This is a genomic window from Herbiconiux dendrobii (genome assembly GCF_052048175.1).
Lineage (GTDB): Bacteria > Actinomycetota > Actinomycetes > Actinomycetales > Microbacteriaceae > Herbiconiux.
The window spans coordinates 451,209-468,472 of the sequence record NZ_JBLZQV010000002.1 but is presented as its reverse complement, the minus strand read 5'-3'; the positions used below and the strand labels follow the sequence as shown (position 1 = coordinate 468,472).

Genomic DNA, 17,264 nt, shown 5'->3' with positions numbered 1-17,264 from the left:
ACGTGAAACTACGCGCGCGAGATGACCGTATGACGGTCGCGGCCTTCGCCCTCGGACTCCGAGGTGAAGCCACCGCGCTCGGCCACGATGTCGTGCACCAGCTTGCGCTCGTAGGAGGACATCGCCTCCAGGTGAGACGCCGCAGCGCCACCCTCGATCTCGGCGACAGCGCCGTCGACCAGCTTCTCGAGCTCACGCTGACGGATCTGCCGGCTGCCGCCCACGTCGAGGATCAGACGCGAGAACTCGCCGGTCTTCGTCTGTACCGCAAGGCGGGTCAGTTCCTGCAGCGCGGCCACCGTGTCGGGACGCGACAGGATGCGGAGGTTGCTCTCGCCCGAGGCGTTCACCGAGATGTACGCGCGGCCGTCGTTGACCTCGATGTCGATGTCGCCGTCGAGGTCGCAGATGTCGAGCAGTTCCTCGATGTAGTCGGCCGCGACATCGCCCTCGTCGACGACGGCGTCCGCCCCCTCGATCACGTCGGTGTCGACCGACGCCTCGGCCTGGGTCTCGGTCACATCAGTCATTTCTTGTCCCCTTGCTTCTTCGCCCGGTTCTTGCTCACGGGTTGCTGGCGCTGCGTCGTCTTCGGAACCTCCGGGATCGACTCGATCTCCGGCGCCCCCTTCGTCGGCTCGACCTTGCCCTTCTTTGCGAGACGGGCCTCACGGGCCTTTGCGGCTTCGCTACCGGGCGTCGGCATGTTGCGGATCACGAGGAACTGCTGGCCCATGGTCCAGAAGTTCGAGGTCAGCCAGTAGAACATCACGCCGAGCGGGAAGGCCACACCGGAGAAGACGAACACCAGCGGGAGGATGTAGAGCAGGATGCGCTGCTGCCGGTACATCGGGCTGGCCTTGGCCTCGGGGGACTGGTTCTTGGCCATGATCTGCAGCTGCGTGTAGAACTGCGAGGCGGTCATCAGCACCACCATCAGACCGGCGATCAGCATGACCTGCCACGGCCCGCCGGCGTTGAAGGCCCCCATGAAGGTGTCGTGCAGGGGAGCGACGCCGAACAGGGTCGCGTCACCGAACTGCTTGCCGAGCTCCGCATTCAGGGGGCCGACGCCGCCCTGGCCCTTCTGGGCGTTGTTGAGCACCGAGAACAGACTGAAAAAGATCGGCATCTGCAGCAGCAGAGGGAGACAGGATGCCAGCGGGTTGGTTCCCGTCTTACGGTAGAGCTCCATGGTCTCGCGCGACATGGCCTCGCGCGAGAACTGATCCTTCTTGCCCTTGTACTTGTCCTGGATCTTCTTGAGTTGTGGCGCGACTTCGAGCATCTTGCGCTGACTCTTGATCTGCCGCACGAAGATCGGGATGAGGGCGGCACGCACCACGATCACCAGGCCGACGATGGAGAGCACCCAGGTGAGGCCGGCTGCCGGGTCGAGCTGGAATACGTTCGTCCAGACCCAGTGCCAGGCGACGAGGATCAGCTCCACCACCCATTTGATGGGCCAGAGGATGGTGTCGAGGAGGGGGATTTCCATGGTGTGGGGTTAGCCCTTTCCGTGGCTAGCTACTACGAAACCGAACGGCGTCAACCGGTACTTCTGTCGGCGCACCGGCGGCACGTCGTCGACGCCGCCCTTCGCCCAGGGATGGCAGCGGGCGATGCGGTAGACGCCCATCCCGGAACCCACCACCAGACCGCGCTGCTGGATGGCCTGCAAGGTATAAGAGGAGCAGGACGGGTAGTAGCGGCAGACATCCCCATATAAAGGAGAGATCACCGCTCGGTACCCGCGAAGCAGCAGAACAGCGAGGTTGCGGGGGAGGAGCAGGATCGCCGTCACCACTGACATCATGCGAGCACAGATCCTTTGGTGAGAGAACGCGATAGTTCTTCGAAGAGTACGCCGTAAGGCTGAGACGCAGCTTCGGGCAGGGCGCGCACCACCACTTCGGTTCCCGGTGCCATCGACGGCAGCAACGCGAAGGCGGCCGCCTTCAACCGCCGACGGACGCGATTGCGAACCACCGCGACGCCGACGGATTTCGCCACGATGAACCCGAAACGCGCATCCGACGATGAGGAGTCGGATGCGCGAATGTAGGTCACGGTGTGCGGGCCCACGAATTTCGCACCACGCCGCACGGTGCCGCGATAGTCACGGCCGTGGGTGATGCGATTGGCTCTGGCCAGCACCGCAGCGAAGGGTCGGGCTCAGGCGGAGAGCTCGGTGCGACCCTTGCGGCGACGCGCCGACAGGATCGAACGGCCCGCACGGGTGCGCATACGCAGACGGAAACCGTGCACCTTGGCGCGGCGGCGGTTGTTCGGCTGGAAAGTTCTCTTGCTCATGATGTTCTCCGGTCCGGCGGGCAAGCAGGCAGCAAGACCGTCGTGAAGTCGTATTCGAGGGGGGCAGCGGGAAACCGCTACAAGTCAACTGATTAAACCTACGACCTCAAAGGCCCGGGGTCAAACCGGATCTGCCCAAAGAGTCAATTATCCACAGCATGTGGAGAACATCTGTGTAGGACACGCAGGCCGTCAATACACCGAACTTGCCCTGCGGCATGGCAGTCACTAGCTTAGGTGCCTACAGTTACTAACAGCCGGCGGGGGCCAAGCACGCGGCTGGTGACGGATGCATTCGTTCGTCACCGCTACACACGTTCGACAGGAGTTCCATTGGCTGAGGGTGCCGGTTCGACAGAAGAGAACTGGCGGAAGATCCTCCAGGTTCTCTCGGCCGACGAACGGATCACTCCGCAACTCAAGGGGTTCCTCGGGCTCGTGGTCCCGAAGGGCATCCTGGGCGGCTCGTTCTATCTCGAGGTGCCCAACGACTTCACCCGCGACATGCTCGAGCAGCGTGTGCGCCCCTCTCTTCTCGCCGCACTCGGCACACTCGATCCGAGCCTGGACGTCAGCAGCTTCTCGGTGGTGGTGAACCCCGACATCAGCGGCTATCCCGCGGCATCGGATGCGGCCGAGGCCACGTCGACCCCGACCGGCCCCACCGGCCAGGTGCCCGCTCCGGGTCAAGGCCTCGGCCAGCACTCGGCGCCCGAGTCGAGCTACGCGGAGTCGGTGGCATCCGTCGCCCCGCCCGTGCAGGAGACCGTGGGCCCGCTCCGCAACAACGACACCCGGCTCAACCCGAAGTACAGCTTCGACAACTTCGTGATCGGCGGCTCGAACCGCTTCGCGCACGCCGCCGCCGTGGCCGTGGCCGAGGCGCCGGCCAAGGCCTACAACCCGCTGTTCATCTACGGCGACTCGGGGCTCGGCAAGACCCACCTGCTGCACGCGATCGGCCACTACGCCATCAGCCTCTATCCCGGGGTGCGCGTGCGGTATGTGAGCTCCGAGGAGTTCACCAACGACTTCATCAACTCGATCGCGAACAACCGCGGCGCCGCCTTCCACTCGCGCTACCGCGACATCGACCTGCTCCTGATCGACGACATCCAGTTCCTGCAGGGCAAGGCCGAGACGCAAGAGGCCTTCTTCCACACCTTCAACACGCTGCACGACCACAACAAGCAGGTGGTCATCACCAGCGACCTGCCGCCCAAGCACCTCACCGGCTTCGAAGACCGGATGCGCACCCGCTTCGAGTGGGGCCTCATCACCGATGTGCAGACCCCCGACCTCGAGACCCGCATCGCCATCCTGCGCAAGAAGGCGCAGAGCGAACGGCTCCGGGTTCCCGACGACATCCTCGAGTTCATGGCCACGAAGGTCTCCAGCAACGTGCGCGAGCTCGAGGGAACCCTCATCCGCGTCACGGCCTTCGCGAGCCTGAACCGCACCCCGGTCGACATGGCCCTCGTGCAGACGGTGCTGAAAGACCTCATCACGCTCGACGACGACAACATCATCGCGCCGGTCGACATCATCAATCACACCGCCGACTACTTCAAGCTCTCGGTCGACGACCTCTACGGCTCCAGCCGCTCCCAGGCCATCGCCACGGCACGCCAGATCGCGATGTACCTGTGCCGTGAGATGACGAGTCTCTCGCTGCCGAAGATCGGCCAGCTGTTCGGTGGACGCGACCACACGACGGTGATGTACGCCAACAACAAGATCGGCAAGCTGATGACCGAGAAGCGGTCGATCTACAACCAGGTCACCGAGATCTCGAACCGGATCAAGCACAACCAGCGCTACAAGAGCGCCTGAGCCCCCCATCCTGGGTACAACCTGGGTGCGCATTCCACAGATTGTGAAGAGATTGTGGATAACCCGGCCCCGGATGTTGATCAGTTGGCCCCGCATGTGGAATGGTTCCGATCCCGTTCACCCGGCGTCAGTGGAGTTTTGAGCCGGATGCACAGCGGATCAACAACTCACACGCGTGTAGTTCAGCGGAACGGTGCGTTTTAAACAGACTTATCCACATATCCACAGGCGTTAAGACCATTAAGAATCCCAATTAATCAATGACATCCCACAACCTCTTCGGAGGTGGCCTCGGGTTCGCAGCCCGTTCCCGATCCGGGTGCACTCACCCGGTAGCATGGAGCGACCCAGGGTCTCTAATGCCGACAGAGGTGACTTCGTGAAGTTCCAAGTAAACCGAGACGTCTTCAGCGAAGCAGTGTCCTTCGCCGTGAAGCTCTTGCCCCAGCGCACCACGCTGCCCATTCTGAGCGGCGTGCTGATCGAGGCGAAAGACGACGGTCTCACCCTGTCCTCATTCGACTACGAGGTCTCGGCCCAGACCCAGATCACCGCCGACGTCGAAGAACCCGGCGTCATCCTGGTCTCCGGCCGGCTGCTCTCCGACATCGCCAACCGCCTGCCGAACGCCCCCGTGCGGTTCAGCACCGAAGACTCGCGCATCATCGTGAGCTGCGGCACCGCGAAGTTCACGCTGCTGAGCATGCCGGTGGAGGAATACCCCACGCTGCCGCAGGTCGGCGCCGAATCAGGGCTGCTCCCGGCCGAGCAGTTCGCCGCGGCCGTCGCCCAGGTGGCCGTCGCCGCGTCGCGCGACGATGTCACACCGGTCATCACGGGCGTGCAGCTCGAGGTCACCGAGAACAGCATCTCGCTGGTCGCCACCGACCGCTATCGCGTCGCCGTGCGCAACATCGACTGGGATTCCAACGACTCCGGCACCACCAGTGCCACCGCCCTGGTTCCCGCCCGCACCCTGCAGGAGGTCGGCAAGACCTTCGGTAACGCCGGCACCATCTCGGTCGCCATCACGAACTCCGACGACCGAGAGCTGATCGCGTTCAAGAGCGACAAGAAGACGGTCACCACGCTGCTGATCAAGGGCAACTTTCCGCCGGTCAAGCGCCTGTTCCCCGAGACCGTCGACAACTACGCCGTGATCAACACCGCCGAGCTGATCGAGGCCACCAAGCGCGTGTCGCTGGTGCTCGAGCGCGAAGCCGCCCTGCGCTTCACCTTCACCATCGACGGCGTGACCCTCGAGGCGATCGGATCCGAGCAGGCCCAGGCCTCCGAGTCGATCGACGCGCTGCTCACGGGCCAAGACACCGTCGTGTCGCTCAAGCCGCAGTTCCTGCTCGACGGCCTCTCCGCCGTGCACTCCGAATTCGTGCGGATCTCGTTCACGAAGACCGACAACCCGAACAAGCCCGGGCCCGTGCTGATCACCAGCCAGTCCTCGAAAGACCAGCCGGGATCCGACGACTACAAGTACCTGCTGCAGCCCAACCTGCTGCTGCGCTGACCCTCTCCACCACCTGCAAGGAGCTGTCATGAACATCGGACTCATCGGTCTGGGCAAGATGGGCAACAACATGCGTGCCCGCTTGAAGAAGTCGGGCATCGACGTGGTCGGCTACGACACCAACCCCGCCGTGAGCGATGTTCCCGATCTCAAGGCCCTCGCCGCCGCGCTGCCCGCTCCGCGCATCGTCTGGGTGATGGTTCCGGCCGGCAAGATCACCGACAGCGTCATCCACGACCTCTCCGAGGTGCTGGAGGAGGGCGACCTCATCATCGACGGTGGCAACTCCAAGTTCACCGAAGACTTCACGCACTCCGAGTTCCTCGCCCCCAAGGGCATCCAGTTCATGGACGCCGGCGTTTCGGGAGGCGTCTGGGGCCTGGAGAACGGCTACGGCCTGATGGTCGGCGGCACCGCCGAGAACGTCGAGCGGGCCATGCCCGTGTTCGACGCGCTGCGCCCCGAGGGCCCGCGCGACGAGGGCTTCGTGCACGTCGGTGAGGTCGGTGCCGGCCACTACGCCAAGATGGTGCACAACGGCATCGAGTACGGCATGATGCAGAGCTACGCCGAGGGTTACGAACTGCTCGACGCGCGCAAGGACATCATCAAAGACGTCACCGGCACCTTCAAGGCCTGGCAGCGCGGCACGGTCGTGCGCTCCTGGCTGCTCGAACTGCTGGTGCGCGCGCTCGAGGCCGACCCCGAGTTCGACCAGATCCACGGCTACGTCGAGGACTCGGGCGAGGGCCGCTGGACCCTCGAGGAGGCCATCGAGAACGCCGTGCCGATGCCCGCCATCAGCGCCTCGATCTTCGCGCGCTTCGTGTCGCGCCAAGACGACTCGCCGGCCATGAAGGCCGTCGCCGCCCTGCGCAACCAGTTCGGCGGCCACGCGGTCAAAGAGCTCGACTAGTCCAGCGCCAGGCCCTGCTTGTTCGTCCGTCACCTGAGCCTCACCGATTTCCGCAACTACGCCACCGCGGAGGTCGCACTCGAGCCCGGGCCGAACCTGTTCGTGGGCCGCAACGGCCAGGGCAAGACCAACCTCGTCGAGTCGCTCGGCTACCTGGCCACGCTCTCCTCGCACCGGGTCTCCACCGACCAGGCGCTGATCAGAGCGGGTCAGGATGCCGCGATCGTGCGGGCGCGGCTCGAGCACGACGGCCGTGAACTTCTGGTCGAACTGCAGCTGAACCGCAGTGCCGCCAACCGGGCGCAGGTCAATCGGGCGGCCATCAAGCCGCGCGAACTGCCCCGATACCTCTCTACTGTGCTGTTCGCGCCGGAAGACCTCGCCCTGATCAGAGGGGAGCCGTCCACCCGGCGCCGGTTCGTGGATGCCTTGCTCGGCACCCGGGCTCCGCGCCTGCTCGGCGTCTTCGCCGACTACGACCGCGTGCTCAAGCAGCGCAACGCCCTTCTCAAGTCGGCCAGAGCATCCGGCCTGAAGGATGCCAAGCTCTCGACGCTCGAGCTCTGGAACGAGCGGCTCGTCGAACTCGGCACGGAGATCATCGCCGAACGGCTGGCCATCGTGCAGGCACTCGGCCCGTTCGTGCGCGAGGCCTACCAGGCGGTCGCCGGCTCGGAACAGGAGCCCACGCTCGAGCTGGTGCTGAGCATCCTGGCCGAGAAGCCGGGTGACGACGACGAGGCCGGGGTTCCGGATGTCGCCCCCCGCGCATCCGGAACCGGCGGAGTCGCCGGCGAGAGCGCCGACGCGGTCTCAGCGCTGCCCAGCCGCGCCGAGCTCGCCGACTCGTTCCGCGGTGCGCTCGAGAAGGTGGCGCGCGCCGAGCGCGACCGCGGCATCACCCTGGTCGGCCCGCACCGCGACGACGTGCTGTTCCGGCTGAACGGGCTGCCGGCCAAGGGCTACGCGAGCCATGGTGAATCCTGGTCGTTCGCCCTCGCGCTGAAGCTGGCCTGCGCCGAACTACTGCGGGCCGAGTCGAGCACCGGCGATCCCATCGTCATCCTCGACGACGTCTTCGCCGAGCTCGATCAGGGCCGGCGCGGCCGACTGGCGGATGCGGTGAAGGACTACGAGCAGGTGCTCATCACGGCCGCCGTCTACGACGACGTGCCCGAGGCGCTGACGGCGCACACCGTGCGCATCCAGGCCGGCACCATCGTGACGGAGTTCTCATGACGCCGATCTGCGGGGTGCGCCGCTGATGACCGAGTCGCAGAACGTGTACCTGCGCCTGAAGGCCGCCTTCGGCAACCCCGACTCCCGCGCCGCGAACTGGCGCTCGCGCAAGACGCGCAAGCGCGGGGACGACGACGAGAGCGAGCCCTACGGCCGCGGGCGCGACCCGCACGGCCTCGGCGACGTGATGGGTTCGCTCACCAGCGAGCTCGGCTGGGGCTCGTCGCTGGCCAAGTCGGATCTTCTGCTCGCCTGGGCCGAGATCGCCGGCCCCGACACCGCCGAGCACTCCACGCCGATCGGCATCACGGATGCGGTGCTCACCGTGCAATGCGACTCCACCGCGTGGGCCACGCAGCTGCGCCACATGCGCGTGCTGATCATGACGACGATCGCCCAGCGGTTCCCCGAAGCGGGTATCGAGTCGATCCGCTTCGAAGCCCCCCACGCCCCGAGCTGGAAACGCGGCTCCAGATCGATTCCAGGGCGCGGTCCTCGCGATACCTACGGCTGAGTAGGCAAATGTGGTCACGGGCCCGAAATAAAGTCCTCAGAACGGCGTATGATCCGCGGAACCGCCCTCTCCTTTGATAGAATTAAGGGTCGCCTTGCCCGGCCGGAGGGCGCGACACTGAGGAGCACATTTCCATATGTCTGAATCGGACAAGGTCCACCCTGACAACGAGTACGGCGCGGACCAGATCCAGGTTCTTGAAGGCCTCGAGGCGGTGCGCAAGCGCCCCGGCATGTACATCGGTTCCACGGGCCCGCGCGGCCTGCACCACCTGGTGTACGAGATCGTCGACAACAGCGTCGACGAGGCCCTCGCCGGGTACGCCACGCACATCGAGGTCGTGATGCGCAAAGACGGCGGAATCACCGTCACCGACAACGGTCGCGGCATCCCCGTCGACATCCACCCGGTCGAGAAGAAGTCGACCGTCGAGGTGGTGCTCACCATCCTGCACGCCGGCGGCAAGTTCGGCGGCGGCGGGTACGCGGTATCGGGCGGCCTGCACGGCGTCGGCTCCTCCGTGGTGAACGCGCTCTCCAGCGAACTCGACGTCGAGGTGCGCCGCCAGGGCAGCGTCTACCGCCAGAGCTACAAGATCGGCGTTCCGCAGGCGCCGCTCGAGCAGGGCGAGTCGACCGACGAGACCGGAACGCGGATCACCTTCTGGCCGAGCCGCGAGATCTTCGAGACCGTCGAGTTCGACTACGAGACCCTGCGTGCGCGGTTCCAGCAGATGGCCTTCCTCAACAAGGGCCTCGCCATCAAGCTCACCGACGAGCGCGGCGGCGAGTCGGGCGAAGAGGAGGAGACCACGGTCACCTACCTCTACGAGAACGGCCTGAAGGACTACGTCGAGTACCTCAACCGCTCGAAGAAGGCCGACCTCGTGAACGAGGAGATCATCTCCTTCGAGCAGGAGGACACAGTGCGCAAGATCGCGCTCGAGGTCGCCATGCAGTGGACCACGGGTTACACCGAGAGCGTGCACACCTACGCGAACACCATCAACACGCACGAGGGCGGCACCCACGAAGAGGGCTTCCGCGCCGCGCTCACCACGCTGGTGAACAAGTACGCGCGCGAGAAGAACATCATCAAAGAGAAGGATGACAACCTCTCGGGCGACGACGTGCGCGAGGGCCTCACCGCCGTCATCTCGATCAAGCTCGCCGAACCGCAGTTCGAGGGCCAGACGAAGACCAAGCTCGGCAACACCGAGGCCAAGGCCTTCGTGCAGCGGGTCGTCAGCACCGAGCTCACCGACTGGTTCGACCGCAACCCCGTGCAGGCCCGCGACATCATCCGCAAGGCGATCCAGGCCTCGCAAGCCCGTCTCGCCGCGCGCAAGGCCCGCGAGCAGACCCGGCGCAAGGGCCTGCTCGAGGGTGGCGGCATGCCCGGGAAGTTGAAGGACTGCTCGAGCCGTGACCCCTCCAAGAGCGAGATCTTCATCGTGGAGGGCGACTCGGCCGGCGGCTCCGCCATCCAGGGCCGCAACCCCGAGACGCAGGCCATCCTGCCGCTGCGCGGCAAGATCCTGAACGTCGAGAAGGCCCGGCTCGACCGCGCGCTCGGCAACGCCGAGGTGCAGGCCATGATCACGGCGTTCGGCGCCGGGATCGGGGAGGACTTCAACCCCGAGAAGGCGCGGTACCACAAGATCGTGCTGATGGCGGATGCCGACGTCGACGGCCAGCACATCACCACCCTGCTGCTCACCCTGGTGTTCCGCTACATGCGGCCGCTGATCGAGCTGGGCTACGTGTACCTCGCGATGCCGCCGCTCTACCGCCTCAAGTGGTCGAACGCGCCGCACGACTACGTCTACTCCGATGCCGAGCGCGACGCACTTCTGGTCGACGGCCAGGCCGCCGGCAAGCGCATCCCGAAAGACAACGGCATCCAGCGCTACAAGGGTCTCGGTGAGATGGACTACCGCGAGCTGTGGGACACCACGATGGACCCGGACACCCGCACCCTCCGCCAGATCACCCTCGACGACGCGGCCGCGGCCGACGAGATCTTCAGCACCCTGATGGGCGAAGACGTCGAGTCGCGCCGCAACTTCATCCAGCGGAACGCCAAAGACGTGCGCTTCCTGGACATCTGACCCTTCGATCGAGACTGATACCTCCTTATGACAGACGAAATCACTCCGCCCGCCGGAGACCGCATCGAACAGGTCGATCTCCAGCTGGAGATGCAGCGCTCCTACCTCGACTACGCGATGAGCGTGATCGTGGGGCGTGCCCTGCCCGACGTGCGCGACGGCCTGAAGCCCGTGCACCGTCGCGTGATCTACGCGATGTACGACGGCGGCTACCGCCCCGACCGTGCCTTCTCCAAGTCGGCGCGCGTCGTCGGCGAGGTGATGGGCCAGTTCCACCCGCACGGCGACTCCTCCATCTACGACGCCCTGGTGCGCCTCATCCAGCCGTGGAACCTGCGGTACCCGCTGGCCCTCGGCCAGGGCAACTTCGGCTCGGCCGGCAACGACGGCGCCGCCGCCGCGCGATACACCGAGACCAAGATGTCGCAGCTCGCCCTCGAGATGGTGCGCGACATCACCGAGGAGACGGTCGACTTCCAGGACAACTACGACGGCCGCACGCTCGAGCCCGTCGTGCTGCCCTCGCGGTTCCCGAACCTGCTGGTGAACGGATCGGTCGGTATCGCGGTCGGCATGGCCACGAACATCCCTCCGCACAACCTGCGGGAGGTGGCATCCGGAGCCGTCTGGTATCTGGAGAACCCCGAGGCGAGCCGCGAAGAGCTGCTCGAGGCGCTGATGCAGCGCATCAAGGGCCCCGACTTCCCCACGGGAGCGCAGATCCTGGGCGTCAAGGGGATCCAGGATGCGTACCGCACCGGGCGCGGATCGATCACCATGCGCGCGGTCGTCAACGTCGAAGAGCTGCAGGGCCGCACCTGCCTCGTCGTGACCGAGCTGCCCTACCAGGTGAACCCTGACAACCTGGCCGTGAAGATCGCCGAGCTGGTGAAAGACGGCAAGCTCGCCGGCATCGCCGACATCCGCGACGAGACCTCGGGCCGCACCGGCCAGCGCCTGGTGATCGTGCTGAAGCGCGACGCCGTGGCCAAGGTCGTGCTGAACAACCTCTACAAGCACACCCAGCTGCAGGACAACTTCGGCGCCAACATGCTGGCGATCGTCGACGGCATCCCGCGCACCCTGCCGCTGGACGGCTTCATCACCGAGTGGGTGGCGCACCAGATCCAGGTGATCGTGCGCCGCACCCAGTACCGCCTGCGCGAGGCCGAGGCCCGCATGCACATCCTGCGCGGCTACCTGGCGGCGCTCGACGCTCTCGACGAGGTGATCGCCCTCATCCGGCGCTCGCCGACCGTCGAGGAGGCCCGTGACGGCCTGATCGACCTGCTCTCGATCGACGAGCTGCAGGCCCGCGCCATCCTGGAACTGCAGCTGCGCCGGCTGGCCGCGCTGGAGCGCCAGAAGATCCAGGACGAGGCCACCGAGCTGCAGACCCGGATCGACGAGTACAACGTCATCCTCGGCTCGCCGTCGCGTCAGCGCGAGATCATCACCGAAGAGCTCACCGAGATCGTCGACAAGTTCGGCGACGACCGCCGCACCGAGATCATGTTCGGTTTCGACGGCGACATGAACATCGAAGATCTCATCCCCGAAGAGGAGATGGTGGTCACGGTCACCCGCGGCGGCTACGTCAAGCGCACGCGCAGCGACAACTACCGCAGCCAGCACCGCGGCGGCAAGGGCGTCAAGGGCGCCCAGCTGCGGGCCGACGACGTGGTGGAGCACTTCTTCGTCACCACCACGCACCACTGGCTGCTGTTCTTCACCAACCGGGGCCGCGTGTACCGCGCGAAGGCCTACGAGCTGCAGGAGGCCGGCCGCGACGCGAAGGGCCAGCACGTGGCGAACCTGCTGGCGCTCGCGCCGGAGGAGCAGATCACGCAGATCCTCGACATCCGCGACTACCAGGCGGCGCAGTTCCTGGTGCTCGCCACCCGGGGCGGCCTGCTGAAGAAGACGGCGCTGACCGAGTACGACACCAACCGCTCGGGCGGCATCATCGCCATCAACCTGCGCGAAGACGACGAGCTCGTCTCGGCCCTGCTGGTGGACGAGGACTCCGACCTGCTGCTGGTGTCGAAGAAGGGCATGTCGATCCGCTTCACGGCGACGGATGAGGCGCTGCGGCCGATGGGCCGCGCCACCTCGGGTGTCATCGGCATGAAGTTCCGCGGCGACGACGCGTTGCAGGGCGCCTCGGTGGTCTCCGACGAGGGCTACGTGTTCATCGTCACCGAGGGCGGCTACGCCAAGCGCACCTCGGTGGAGGAATACCGGGTGCAGGGCCGAGGCGGCCTCGGCATCAAGGTGGCCAAGCTGCAGGATGCGCGCGGCGACCTGATCGGCTCGCTGATCGTCGGGGAGGACGACGAGGTCCTTGTGGTTCTTGCCAGCGGCAAGGTGGTACGCTCTGCCGTGGCCGAGGTACCGGCTAAAGGACGCGACACGATGGGCGTGGTCTTCGCTCGCTTCGCGGACGAGGATCGCATCATCGCGGTGGCCAAGAACACGGAACGCAACCTGGATTCCGAGGATGCGGAGCCGCTCGACCCCGAAGCCCCTGCGGCTCCTGGAGAGGACGTAACGACGGATGAGTAACCTCGGCGACAAATTCGCGAAGAAGACGGCGCGCGTCGCCACCACCAAGCAGGTTCGGCTGAAGCTGGTCTACATCGACTTCTGGTCGGTGCTCAAGATCTCCTTCCTCCTGGCGATCATCCTCGGTATCGTCACCGTGGTCGCCTCGTTCCTGGTGTGGTCGGTGCTCAACCAGACCGGTGTGTTCGACTCCGTCAACACGCTGCTGCAAGACATCGCGGGCGCCGGCAACTTCGACCTGTTCGACTTCGCCTCGCTGCCCCAGGTGATGGGCTTCTCCGTCGTCGTCGCCGTGCTGAACGTGATCGTGATCACCGCACTCGGTGCGATCTGGGCCGCGTTGTACAACCTCGCGGTGCGGATCACGGGTGGCGTGATGCTCGGCTTCACCAACAAGTAGGGCCGATTGGCAGAACGGGGCTTCCGTAAGGTAGTCTCGTCTCTGGTCAAAAGACGGGGCTATAGCTCAGGCGGTTAGAGCGCTTCGCTGATAACGAAGAGGTCCAAGGTTCAAGTCCTTGTAGCCCCACGAGAGATCCACAAGAAATCTCCGGGAGATCGGTGCGGTTCGTCCGCAAGATCTCTTGGGGGGCCTTAGCTCAGTTGGTAGAGCGCCTGCTTTGCAAGCAGGATGTCGGGAGTTCGATTCTCCCAGGCTCCACTCCGCTTAGGGAAGAGGATGCGTACACGCATCCTCTTCGTCGTTAACGGCTGGTTTCATGGGACGAGAAAGGCCCCGCACGGTTTGTGCGGGGCCTTTCTTCTTGGGGAGAGCTGGTGGTCAGCTCTCGGGGTCGGTCTCGGGCTCCGGGTCCTCGTCGGCGATCCAGAGCTCGTCGTCGGCGCGGAAGGTCTGCCAGATGGCGTAACCGAGGCCCACGGCGGTGACGACGCCGAGGCTGATCGCGAAGACGAGGCCGACCTTCGAGCCCGCGGGCTTCGGAGCGGCCTTCTGCAGCGACTTGGAGGCTTTGGAGACCTGCTTGCCGGCCTGCTGCACGAACTCCGGGTTCTTGGAGGACTGCAGCACCGCCGCGGCGGAGCCGACGGTACCGGCGATCGCGGGCAGCACGTCGGTGGCGAAACGGTGCTTGACGGTCTCGCCGGCCACCTTCACATCCGCGACCTTACGGCTGATGGCCACCGCACCGCTGTCGACAGCGGTCTTCACACGGGGCTTCACTTCTTCATCGGCCAGAAAGCTGGCCTGGCGCCCGGCCTCACGCAGAATCGCGTTGGCACGGTCGAGAACGTCCTGCTGGTCGACCCACAGGTCTTCTGCCGTTCCCTTCAGGCGCGTGAGCGCTTTGCGGCGCTTGCGGGAAAGACTCATAAGAAACCTCCATCGGCGAGAGCACGGTCAGTGTCATCTTGCCACGCAATCCCGAAGCGGAGTAGTTCGCACCACTGATCATCGCCTTCGCATCGCCTGGACCTTCACTGGATGCCCGATGCCGGTGTGACACAATTGGGACATGCCCGCACACACGCACGTCGCTACCCTCACCACCAACCACGGCCCGATCGTGGTCAACCTGTACGGTCACCAGGCACCTAAGACCGTCAAGAACTTCGTCGGCCTCGCCACGGGCGAGATCGAGTGGACCGACCCGAAGACGGGCCAGCCCACGAACGCCCCGCTGTACGACGGCATCGTGTTCCACCGCATCATCCCCGGCTTCATGATCCAGGGCGGCGACCCGCTCGGCAACGGCACCGGTGGCCCGGGCTACAGGTTCGACGACGAGATCAACGGCGAGCTGAACTTCAACGAGCCCTACATCCTCGCGATGGCCAACGCCGGCATCCAGGGCGGCAAGGGCACCAACGGTTCGCAGTTCTTCATCACCGTCGGCAACACCAGCTGGCTCCAGGGCAAGCACACCATCTTCGGCGAGGTGGCCGACGACGCCTCCAAGCGCGTCGTCGACAAGCTCGCCGGTGTGGCCACCGACGCCTACGACCGTCCGCTGGACGACGTGGTGCTCGAGAGCGTCACCGTCGAGGCGGTCTAGGCCCGGCCCAAGCCGTTTCCACCGTCCCCGTTCCGCGTTCCGGCATCCTGACCCGTCGATGAGCAGCGCCTCGGCCAACCCCGACAACTACTGCTACCGGCATCCGGGCCGGCAGAGCTACATCCTCTGCCAGCGTTGCGGGCGCACGGTGTGCCCCGACTGCCAGGTGCAGGCCGCGGTCGGCGTGCACTGCGTCGAGTGCGCGGCTCAGGATCGCCGGTCGGCACCGAAGATGAACCGCGGGCGGCCCGCCTTCCTGCGGAACCTGACGGGACAGGGCGCTCCCGTGGTCACGTATGCGCTGATCGCGATCTGCGCCGTGGTGTTCCTGCTGCAGTCCATCCCCGGGCTGGGAGTCACGACGGCGCTGCAGTTCGCGCCGGCGTACGTGCTCCCCGTCGGGGCGCCGTTCGAACCGTGGCGGATGATCACGTCGGTGTTCACCCACGGCTCGATCCTGCACCTGCTGCTGAACATGTACACCCTGTTCATCTTCGGCAGCGGCCTGGAGCGGCTCCTCGGCCGCTGGCGCTATCTGGCGCTCTATCTGATCTCGGGTCTCGGCGGCTCGGTCGCGGTCGTGCTCTTCGCGAGCCCGCTCTCCGCCGTCGTCGGCGCATCCGGGGCCATCTTCGGCCTGATGGGCGCGTTCTTCGTGATCAACCGCCACCTCGGGGGCAGCAGCATCCAGCTCGTCGTGCTCGTGGGCATCAACCTGGCGTACGGTTTCTTCGTTCCCGGTGTCTCCTGGCAGGCCCATCTCGGCGGCCTCGCGGTCGGCCTGCTGATCGCCTTCATCTACGTGCGCACGCGTCCGATCCGGATGAAGAACGTGCAGATCCTGCTGGTGGCGGCCGTCGCCGTCGCCCTGGTGGCCATCACGGTCGTCCGCGCGCTGGTCTGATCTGCGCCATCCGGGACCCTGCTCGCGGCAGCTATTCCACAGGGTTATCCACAGCTGTGGACTTATCCACAAGGTTATTAACATTGGGGATAATTACAGCAGTGTAATTCTTCCCCGGGCGGGCGTCGTCGAAAGCGCGGCTCAGCGCCAGCGCGTGGTCATGATGAAGCCGATGAAGGCGATGCCGAAGCCGATCAGGATGTTCCAGCTCCCGAGGTCGGGGATGGGGAACAGGCCCTGTGACACGTAGAACACGATGATCCACAGCAGACCGACGATCATGAACCCGAACATCACCGGCTTGAACCACACCGGGTTCGGGTTGTTCGCGGAGGACTCGTCGCTCGATGCGCGCTGAACGTCGCGGCTTCGGCGGGCGACGTCCTTCGTGGATGCTTTGTCTCGGGCCATGCCGATGATTCTAACGGGCTTTGCCGACGCGTTCTCCACCGGTTCTCCACAGGCTGCGCACTCGGGGCGGCTGCACAGCCATTACCTTTTAGGATGGTGGACATGAGCGAGCCGTCCGCCCCGCACGACGCCGTGCCCGAACCGCTCCCGATGCGTCCCCGCCGTCGCAAGCGCAGTCCCGTGTCCAAGGCGATCGGCGTGGTCGGCGAGCTGCTGATCACGGCCGGCGTCCTGGTGCTGCTCTTCCTGGGCTGGCAGTTCTCGCTGAACGGCATCATGCTCAACAACCAGCAGGCCTCGGATGCCGGGTCGCTGTCGCAGAACTGGGCCGCGGAGTCGCCGACGGCCGCACCCACCCCGAGCGCGAGCACCGGTGCCGAGCCCGCAGGCACCTTCCTCTACGGTGAGCCGCCGGCGGCCGGCTCCGAACCCGGTACCGGCGACGACTTCGCGGTGATGTACGTGCCGCGCTTCGGCAGCGACTTCAAGAAGACCATCGCCGAAGGCGTCGATCCGAAGACCGTGCTGAACAACGGCGGGGCCGGCCACTACACCACCACGCAGATGCCGGGGCAGGTCGGCAACTTCGCCATCGCCGCGCATCGCGACGGCTGGGGCAGTCCCTTCCTCAAGATCAACGAGCTGCAGGTGGGCGACCCCATCTACATCGAGACGCAAGACGGCTGGTACACGTACACCTACCGCAGCTCCGAGTACGTGACGCCCCTCGGCGTCGGAGTCATCGACGAGGTTCCCCAGGTTCCGGATGCCACGGCCGTCGACCGCATCATCACGCTCACCAGCTGCAACCCGCTCTACATCGCCTCGGAGCGCATCATCGCCTATGGCGTGCTGACCGACTACACACCGCGATCGGCCGGCGCGCCCGCCGCCATCGCCGGACTCGTGGGGGCCTAGA

The 17,264-nt window shown here is 65.6% G+C and carries 18 protein-coding genes and 2 tRNA genes; 13 read left to right on the top strand and 7 right to left on the bottom strand.

The annotated features are described in order from the left end of the window. Positions 1-8 precede the first annotated feature (8 nt). From ACN4JJ_RS07120 to rpmH, 5 genes are read right to left on the bottom strand one after another with little or no spacing between them, the layout of a single operon-like run. Positions 9-530 (bottom strand): Jag family protein, encoded by a 522-nt coding sequence (locus ACN4JJ_RS07120; RefSeq protein WP_440709215.1) that lies wholly within the window; start codon positions 528-530, stop codon positions 9-11. Next, entirely contained in the window at positions 527-1,498 is a 972-nt protein-coding gene (gene yidC / locus ACN4JJ_RS07115) for a membrane protein insertase YidC (RefSeq protein ID WP_440709214.1), read from the bottom strand. The genes ACN4JJ_RS07120 and yidC overlap by 4 nt, the downstream gene beginning before the upstream one ends. Positions 1,499-1,507: 9 nt before the next feature. After that, on the bottom strand, positions 1,508-1,816 hold the full coding sequence (gene yidD, locus ACN4JJ_RS07110) for a membrane protein insertion efficiency factor YidD (protein WP_440709213.1): 309 nt from the start codon (positions 1,814-1,816) through the stop codon (positions 1,508-1,510). Beyond that, a complete protein-coding gene (rnpA, locus tag ACN4JJ_RS07105; protein WP_440709212.1) occupies positions 1,813-2,157 on the bottom strand; it encodes a ribonuclease P protein component in 345 nt (114 codons plus the stop codon). Before rnpA ends, yidD begins: the two co-directional genes overlap by 4 nt. 18 nt (positions 2,158-2,175) lie before the next feature. Beyond that, the gene (gene rpmH / locus ACN4JJ_RS07100; protein ID WP_055810406.1) at positions 2,176-2,313 is read right to left on the bottom strand and encodes a 50S ribosomal protein L34; all 138 of its coding nucleotides are present in this window, start codon (positions 2,311-2,313) and stop codon (positions 2,176-2,178) included. Between the two features lie 333 nt (positions 2,314-2,646). On the opposite strand from rpmH, the gene dnaA reads away from it, so the two are divergent. The 10 genes from dnaA (at position 2,647) to ACN4JJ_RS07050 (ending at position 13,676) form a co-directional block, all read left to right on the top strand. After that, on the top strand, positions 2,647-4,146 hold the full coding sequence (gene dnaA / locus ACN4JJ_RS07095; RefSeq protein WP_440709211.1) for a chromosomal replication initiator protein DnaA: 1,500 nt from the start codon (positions 2,647-2,649) through the stop codon (positions 4,144-4,146). Between the two features lie 379 nt (positions 4,147-4,525). Next, the gene (gene dnaN, locus ACN4JJ_RS07090; protein ID WP_440709210.1) at positions 4,526-5,671 is read left to right on the top strand and encodes a DNA polymerase III subunit beta; all 1,146 of its coding nucleotides are present in this window, start codon (positions 4,526-4,528) and stop codon (positions 5,669-5,671) included. A 28-nt stretch (positions 5,672-5,699) separates the two neighbouring features. Then, entirely contained in the window at positions 5,700-6,587 is an 888-nt protein-coding gene (gnd, locus tag ACN4JJ_RS07085; protein WP_440709209.1) for a phosphogluconate dehydrogenase (NAD(+)-dependent, decarboxylating), read from the top strand. A gap of 18 nt (positions 6,588-6,605) precedes the next feature. Beyond that, positions 6,606-7,826, top strand: a complete 1,221-nt coding sequence (recF, locus tag ACN4JJ_RS07080) for a DNA replication/repair protein RecF (protein WP_440709208.1) — start codon at positions 6,606-6,608, stop codon at positions 7,824-7,826. Between the two features lie 25 nt (positions 7,827-7,851). Further along, positions 7,852-8,340: a DciA family protein gene (locus ACN4JJ_RS07075; RefSeq protein ID WP_440709207.1), complete on the top strand. Its 489-nt coding sequence runs from the start codon at positions 7,852-7,854 to the stop codon at positions 8,338-8,340. Positions 8,341-8,476: 136 nt separating this feature from the next. Further along, positions 8,477-10,450, top strand: a complete 1,974-nt coding sequence (gene gyrB / locus ACN4JJ_RS07070) for a DNA topoisomerase (ATP-hydrolyzing) subunit B (protein ID WP_440709206.1) — start codon at positions 8,477-8,479, stop codon at positions 10,448-10,450. A 27-nt stretch (positions 10,451-10,477) separates the two neighbouring features. Continuing rightward, positions 10,478-13,015, top strand: a complete 2,538-nt coding sequence (gyrA, locus tag ACN4JJ_RS07065) for a DNA gyrase subunit A (protein ID WP_440709205.1) — start codon at positions 10,478-10,480, stop codon at positions 13,013-13,015. Further along, positions 13,008-13,415, top strand: coding sequence for a DUF3566 domain-containing protein (locus ACN4JJ_RS07060; RefSeq protein WP_291050011.1), 408 nt, complete (start codon positions 13,008-13,010; stop codon positions 13,413-13,415). Before gyrA ends, ACN4JJ_RS07060 begins: the two co-directional genes overlap by 8 nt. A 55-nt stretch (positions 13,416-13,470) precedes the next feature. Next, positions 13,471-13,544, top strand: a tRNA-Ile gene (locus ACN4JJ_RS07055). 59 nt (positions 13,545-13,603) lie between these two features. Beyond that, positions 13,604-13,676 (top strand) — tRNA-Ala (locus ACN4JJ_RS07050). A 120-nt stretch (positions 13,677-13,796) separates the two neighbouring features. On the opposite strand, the gene ACN4JJ_RS07045 is transcribed toward ACN4JJ_RS07050, so the two are convergent. Next, the gene (locus ACN4JJ_RS07045) at positions 13,797-14,348 is read right to left on the bottom strand and encodes a hypothetical protein (RefSeq protein WP_440709204.1); all 552 of its coding nucleotides are present in this window, start codon (positions 14,346-14,348) and stop codon (positions 13,797-13,799) included. Between the two features lie 142 nt (positions 14,349-14,490). Between ACN4JJ_RS07045 and ACN4JJ_RS07040 the strand changes: the two genes are divergently transcribed. Further along, positions 14,491-15,030: a peptidylprolyl isomerase gene (locus ACN4JJ_RS07040; protein WP_440709203.1), complete on the top strand. Its 540-nt coding sequence runs from the start codon at positions 14,491-14,493 to the stop codon at positions 15,028-15,030. A gap of 58 nt (positions 15,031-15,088) precedes the next feature. Beyond that, entirely contained in the window at positions 15,089-15,934 is an 846-nt protein-coding gene (locus ACN4JJ_RS07035; RefSeq protein WP_440709202.1) for a rhomboid family intramembrane serine protease, read from the top strand. A 141-nt stretch (positions 15,935-16,075) separates the two neighbouring features. Here ACN4JJ_RS07035 and ACN4JJ_RS07030 read toward each other — a convergent pair whose 3' ends face one another. Then, positions 16,076-16,345, bottom strand: coding sequence for a cell division protein CrgA (locus ACN4JJ_RS07030; RefSeq protein WP_291050022.1), 270 nt, complete (start codon positions 16,343-16,345; stop codon positions 16,076-16,078). A 102-nt stretch (positions 16,346-16,447) separates the two neighbouring features. Here ACN4JJ_RS07030 and ACN4JJ_RS07025 point away from each other — a divergent pair, with 102 nt between their 5' ends. After that, positions 16,448-17,263 carry a class E sortase gene (locus ACN4JJ_RS07025; RefSeq protein ID WP_440709201.1) on the top strand — a complete coding sequence of 272 codons (816 nt, stop codon included), beginning with the start codon at positions 16,448-16,450 and terminating at the stop codon, positions 17,261-17,263. Position 17,264: the final 1 nt, after the last annotated feature.

Excerpts from the sequence above, each read along its gene's own strand:
- ACN4JJ_RS07120 (WP_440709215.1), bottom strand. The coding sequence starts at position 530 with ATGACTGATGTGACCGAGACCCAGGCCGAGGCGTCGGTCGACACCGAC.
- yidC (WP_440709214.1), bottom strand. The coding sequence starts at position 1,498 with ATGGAAATCCCCCTCCTCGACACCATCCTCTGGCCCATCAAATGGGTG.
- yidD (WP_440709213.1), bottom strand. The coding sequence starts at position 1,816 with ATGATGTCAGTGGTGACGGCGATCCTGCTCCTCCCCCGCAACCTCGCT.
- rpmH (WP_055810406.1), bottom strand. The coding sequence starts at position 2,313 with ATGAGCAAGAGAACTTTCCAGCCGAACAACCGCCGCCGCGCCAAGGTG.
- gnd (WP_440709209.1), top strand. The coding sequence starts at position 5,700 with ATGAACATCGGACTCATCGGTCTGGGCAAGATGGGCAACAACATGCGT.
- ACN4JJ_RS07075 (WP_440709207.1), top strand. The coding sequence starts at position 7,852 with ATGACCGAGTCGCAGAACGTGTACCTGCGCCTGAAGGCCGCCTTCGGC.
- gyrB (WP_440709206.1), top strand. The coding sequence starts at position 8,477 with ATGTCTGAATCGGACAAGGTCCACCCTGACAACGAGTACGGCGCGGAC.
- gyrA (WP_440709205.1), top strand. The coding sequence starts at position 10,478 with ATGACAGACGAAATCACTCCGCCCGCCGGAGACCGCATCGAACAGGTC.
- ACN4JJ_RS07060 (WP_291050011.1), top strand. The coding sequence starts at position 13,008 with ATGAGTAACCTCGGCGACAAATTCGCGAAGAAGACGGCGCGCGTCGCC.
- ACN4JJ_RS07045 (WP_440709204.1), bottom strand. The coding sequence starts at position 14,348 with ATGAGTCTTTCCCGCAAGCGCCGCAAAGCGCTCACGCGCCTGAAGGGA.
- ACN4JJ_RS07040 (WP_440709203.1), top strand. The coding sequence starts at position 14,491 with ATGCCCGCACACACGCACGTCGCTACCCTCACCACCAACCACGGCCCG.
- ACN4JJ_RS07035 (WP_440709202.1), top strand. The coding sequence starts at position 15,089 with ATGAGCAGCGCCTCGGCCAACCCCGACAACTACTGCTACCGGCATCCG.
- ACN4JJ_RS07030 (WP_291050022.1), bottom strand. The coding sequence starts at position 16,345 with ATGGCCCGAGACAAAGCATCCACGAAGGACGTCGCCCGCCGAAGCCGC.
- ACN4JJ_RS07025 (WP_440709201.1), top strand. The coding sequence starts at position 16,448 with ATGAGCGAGCCGTCCGCCCCGCACGACGCCGTGCCCGAACCGCTCCCG.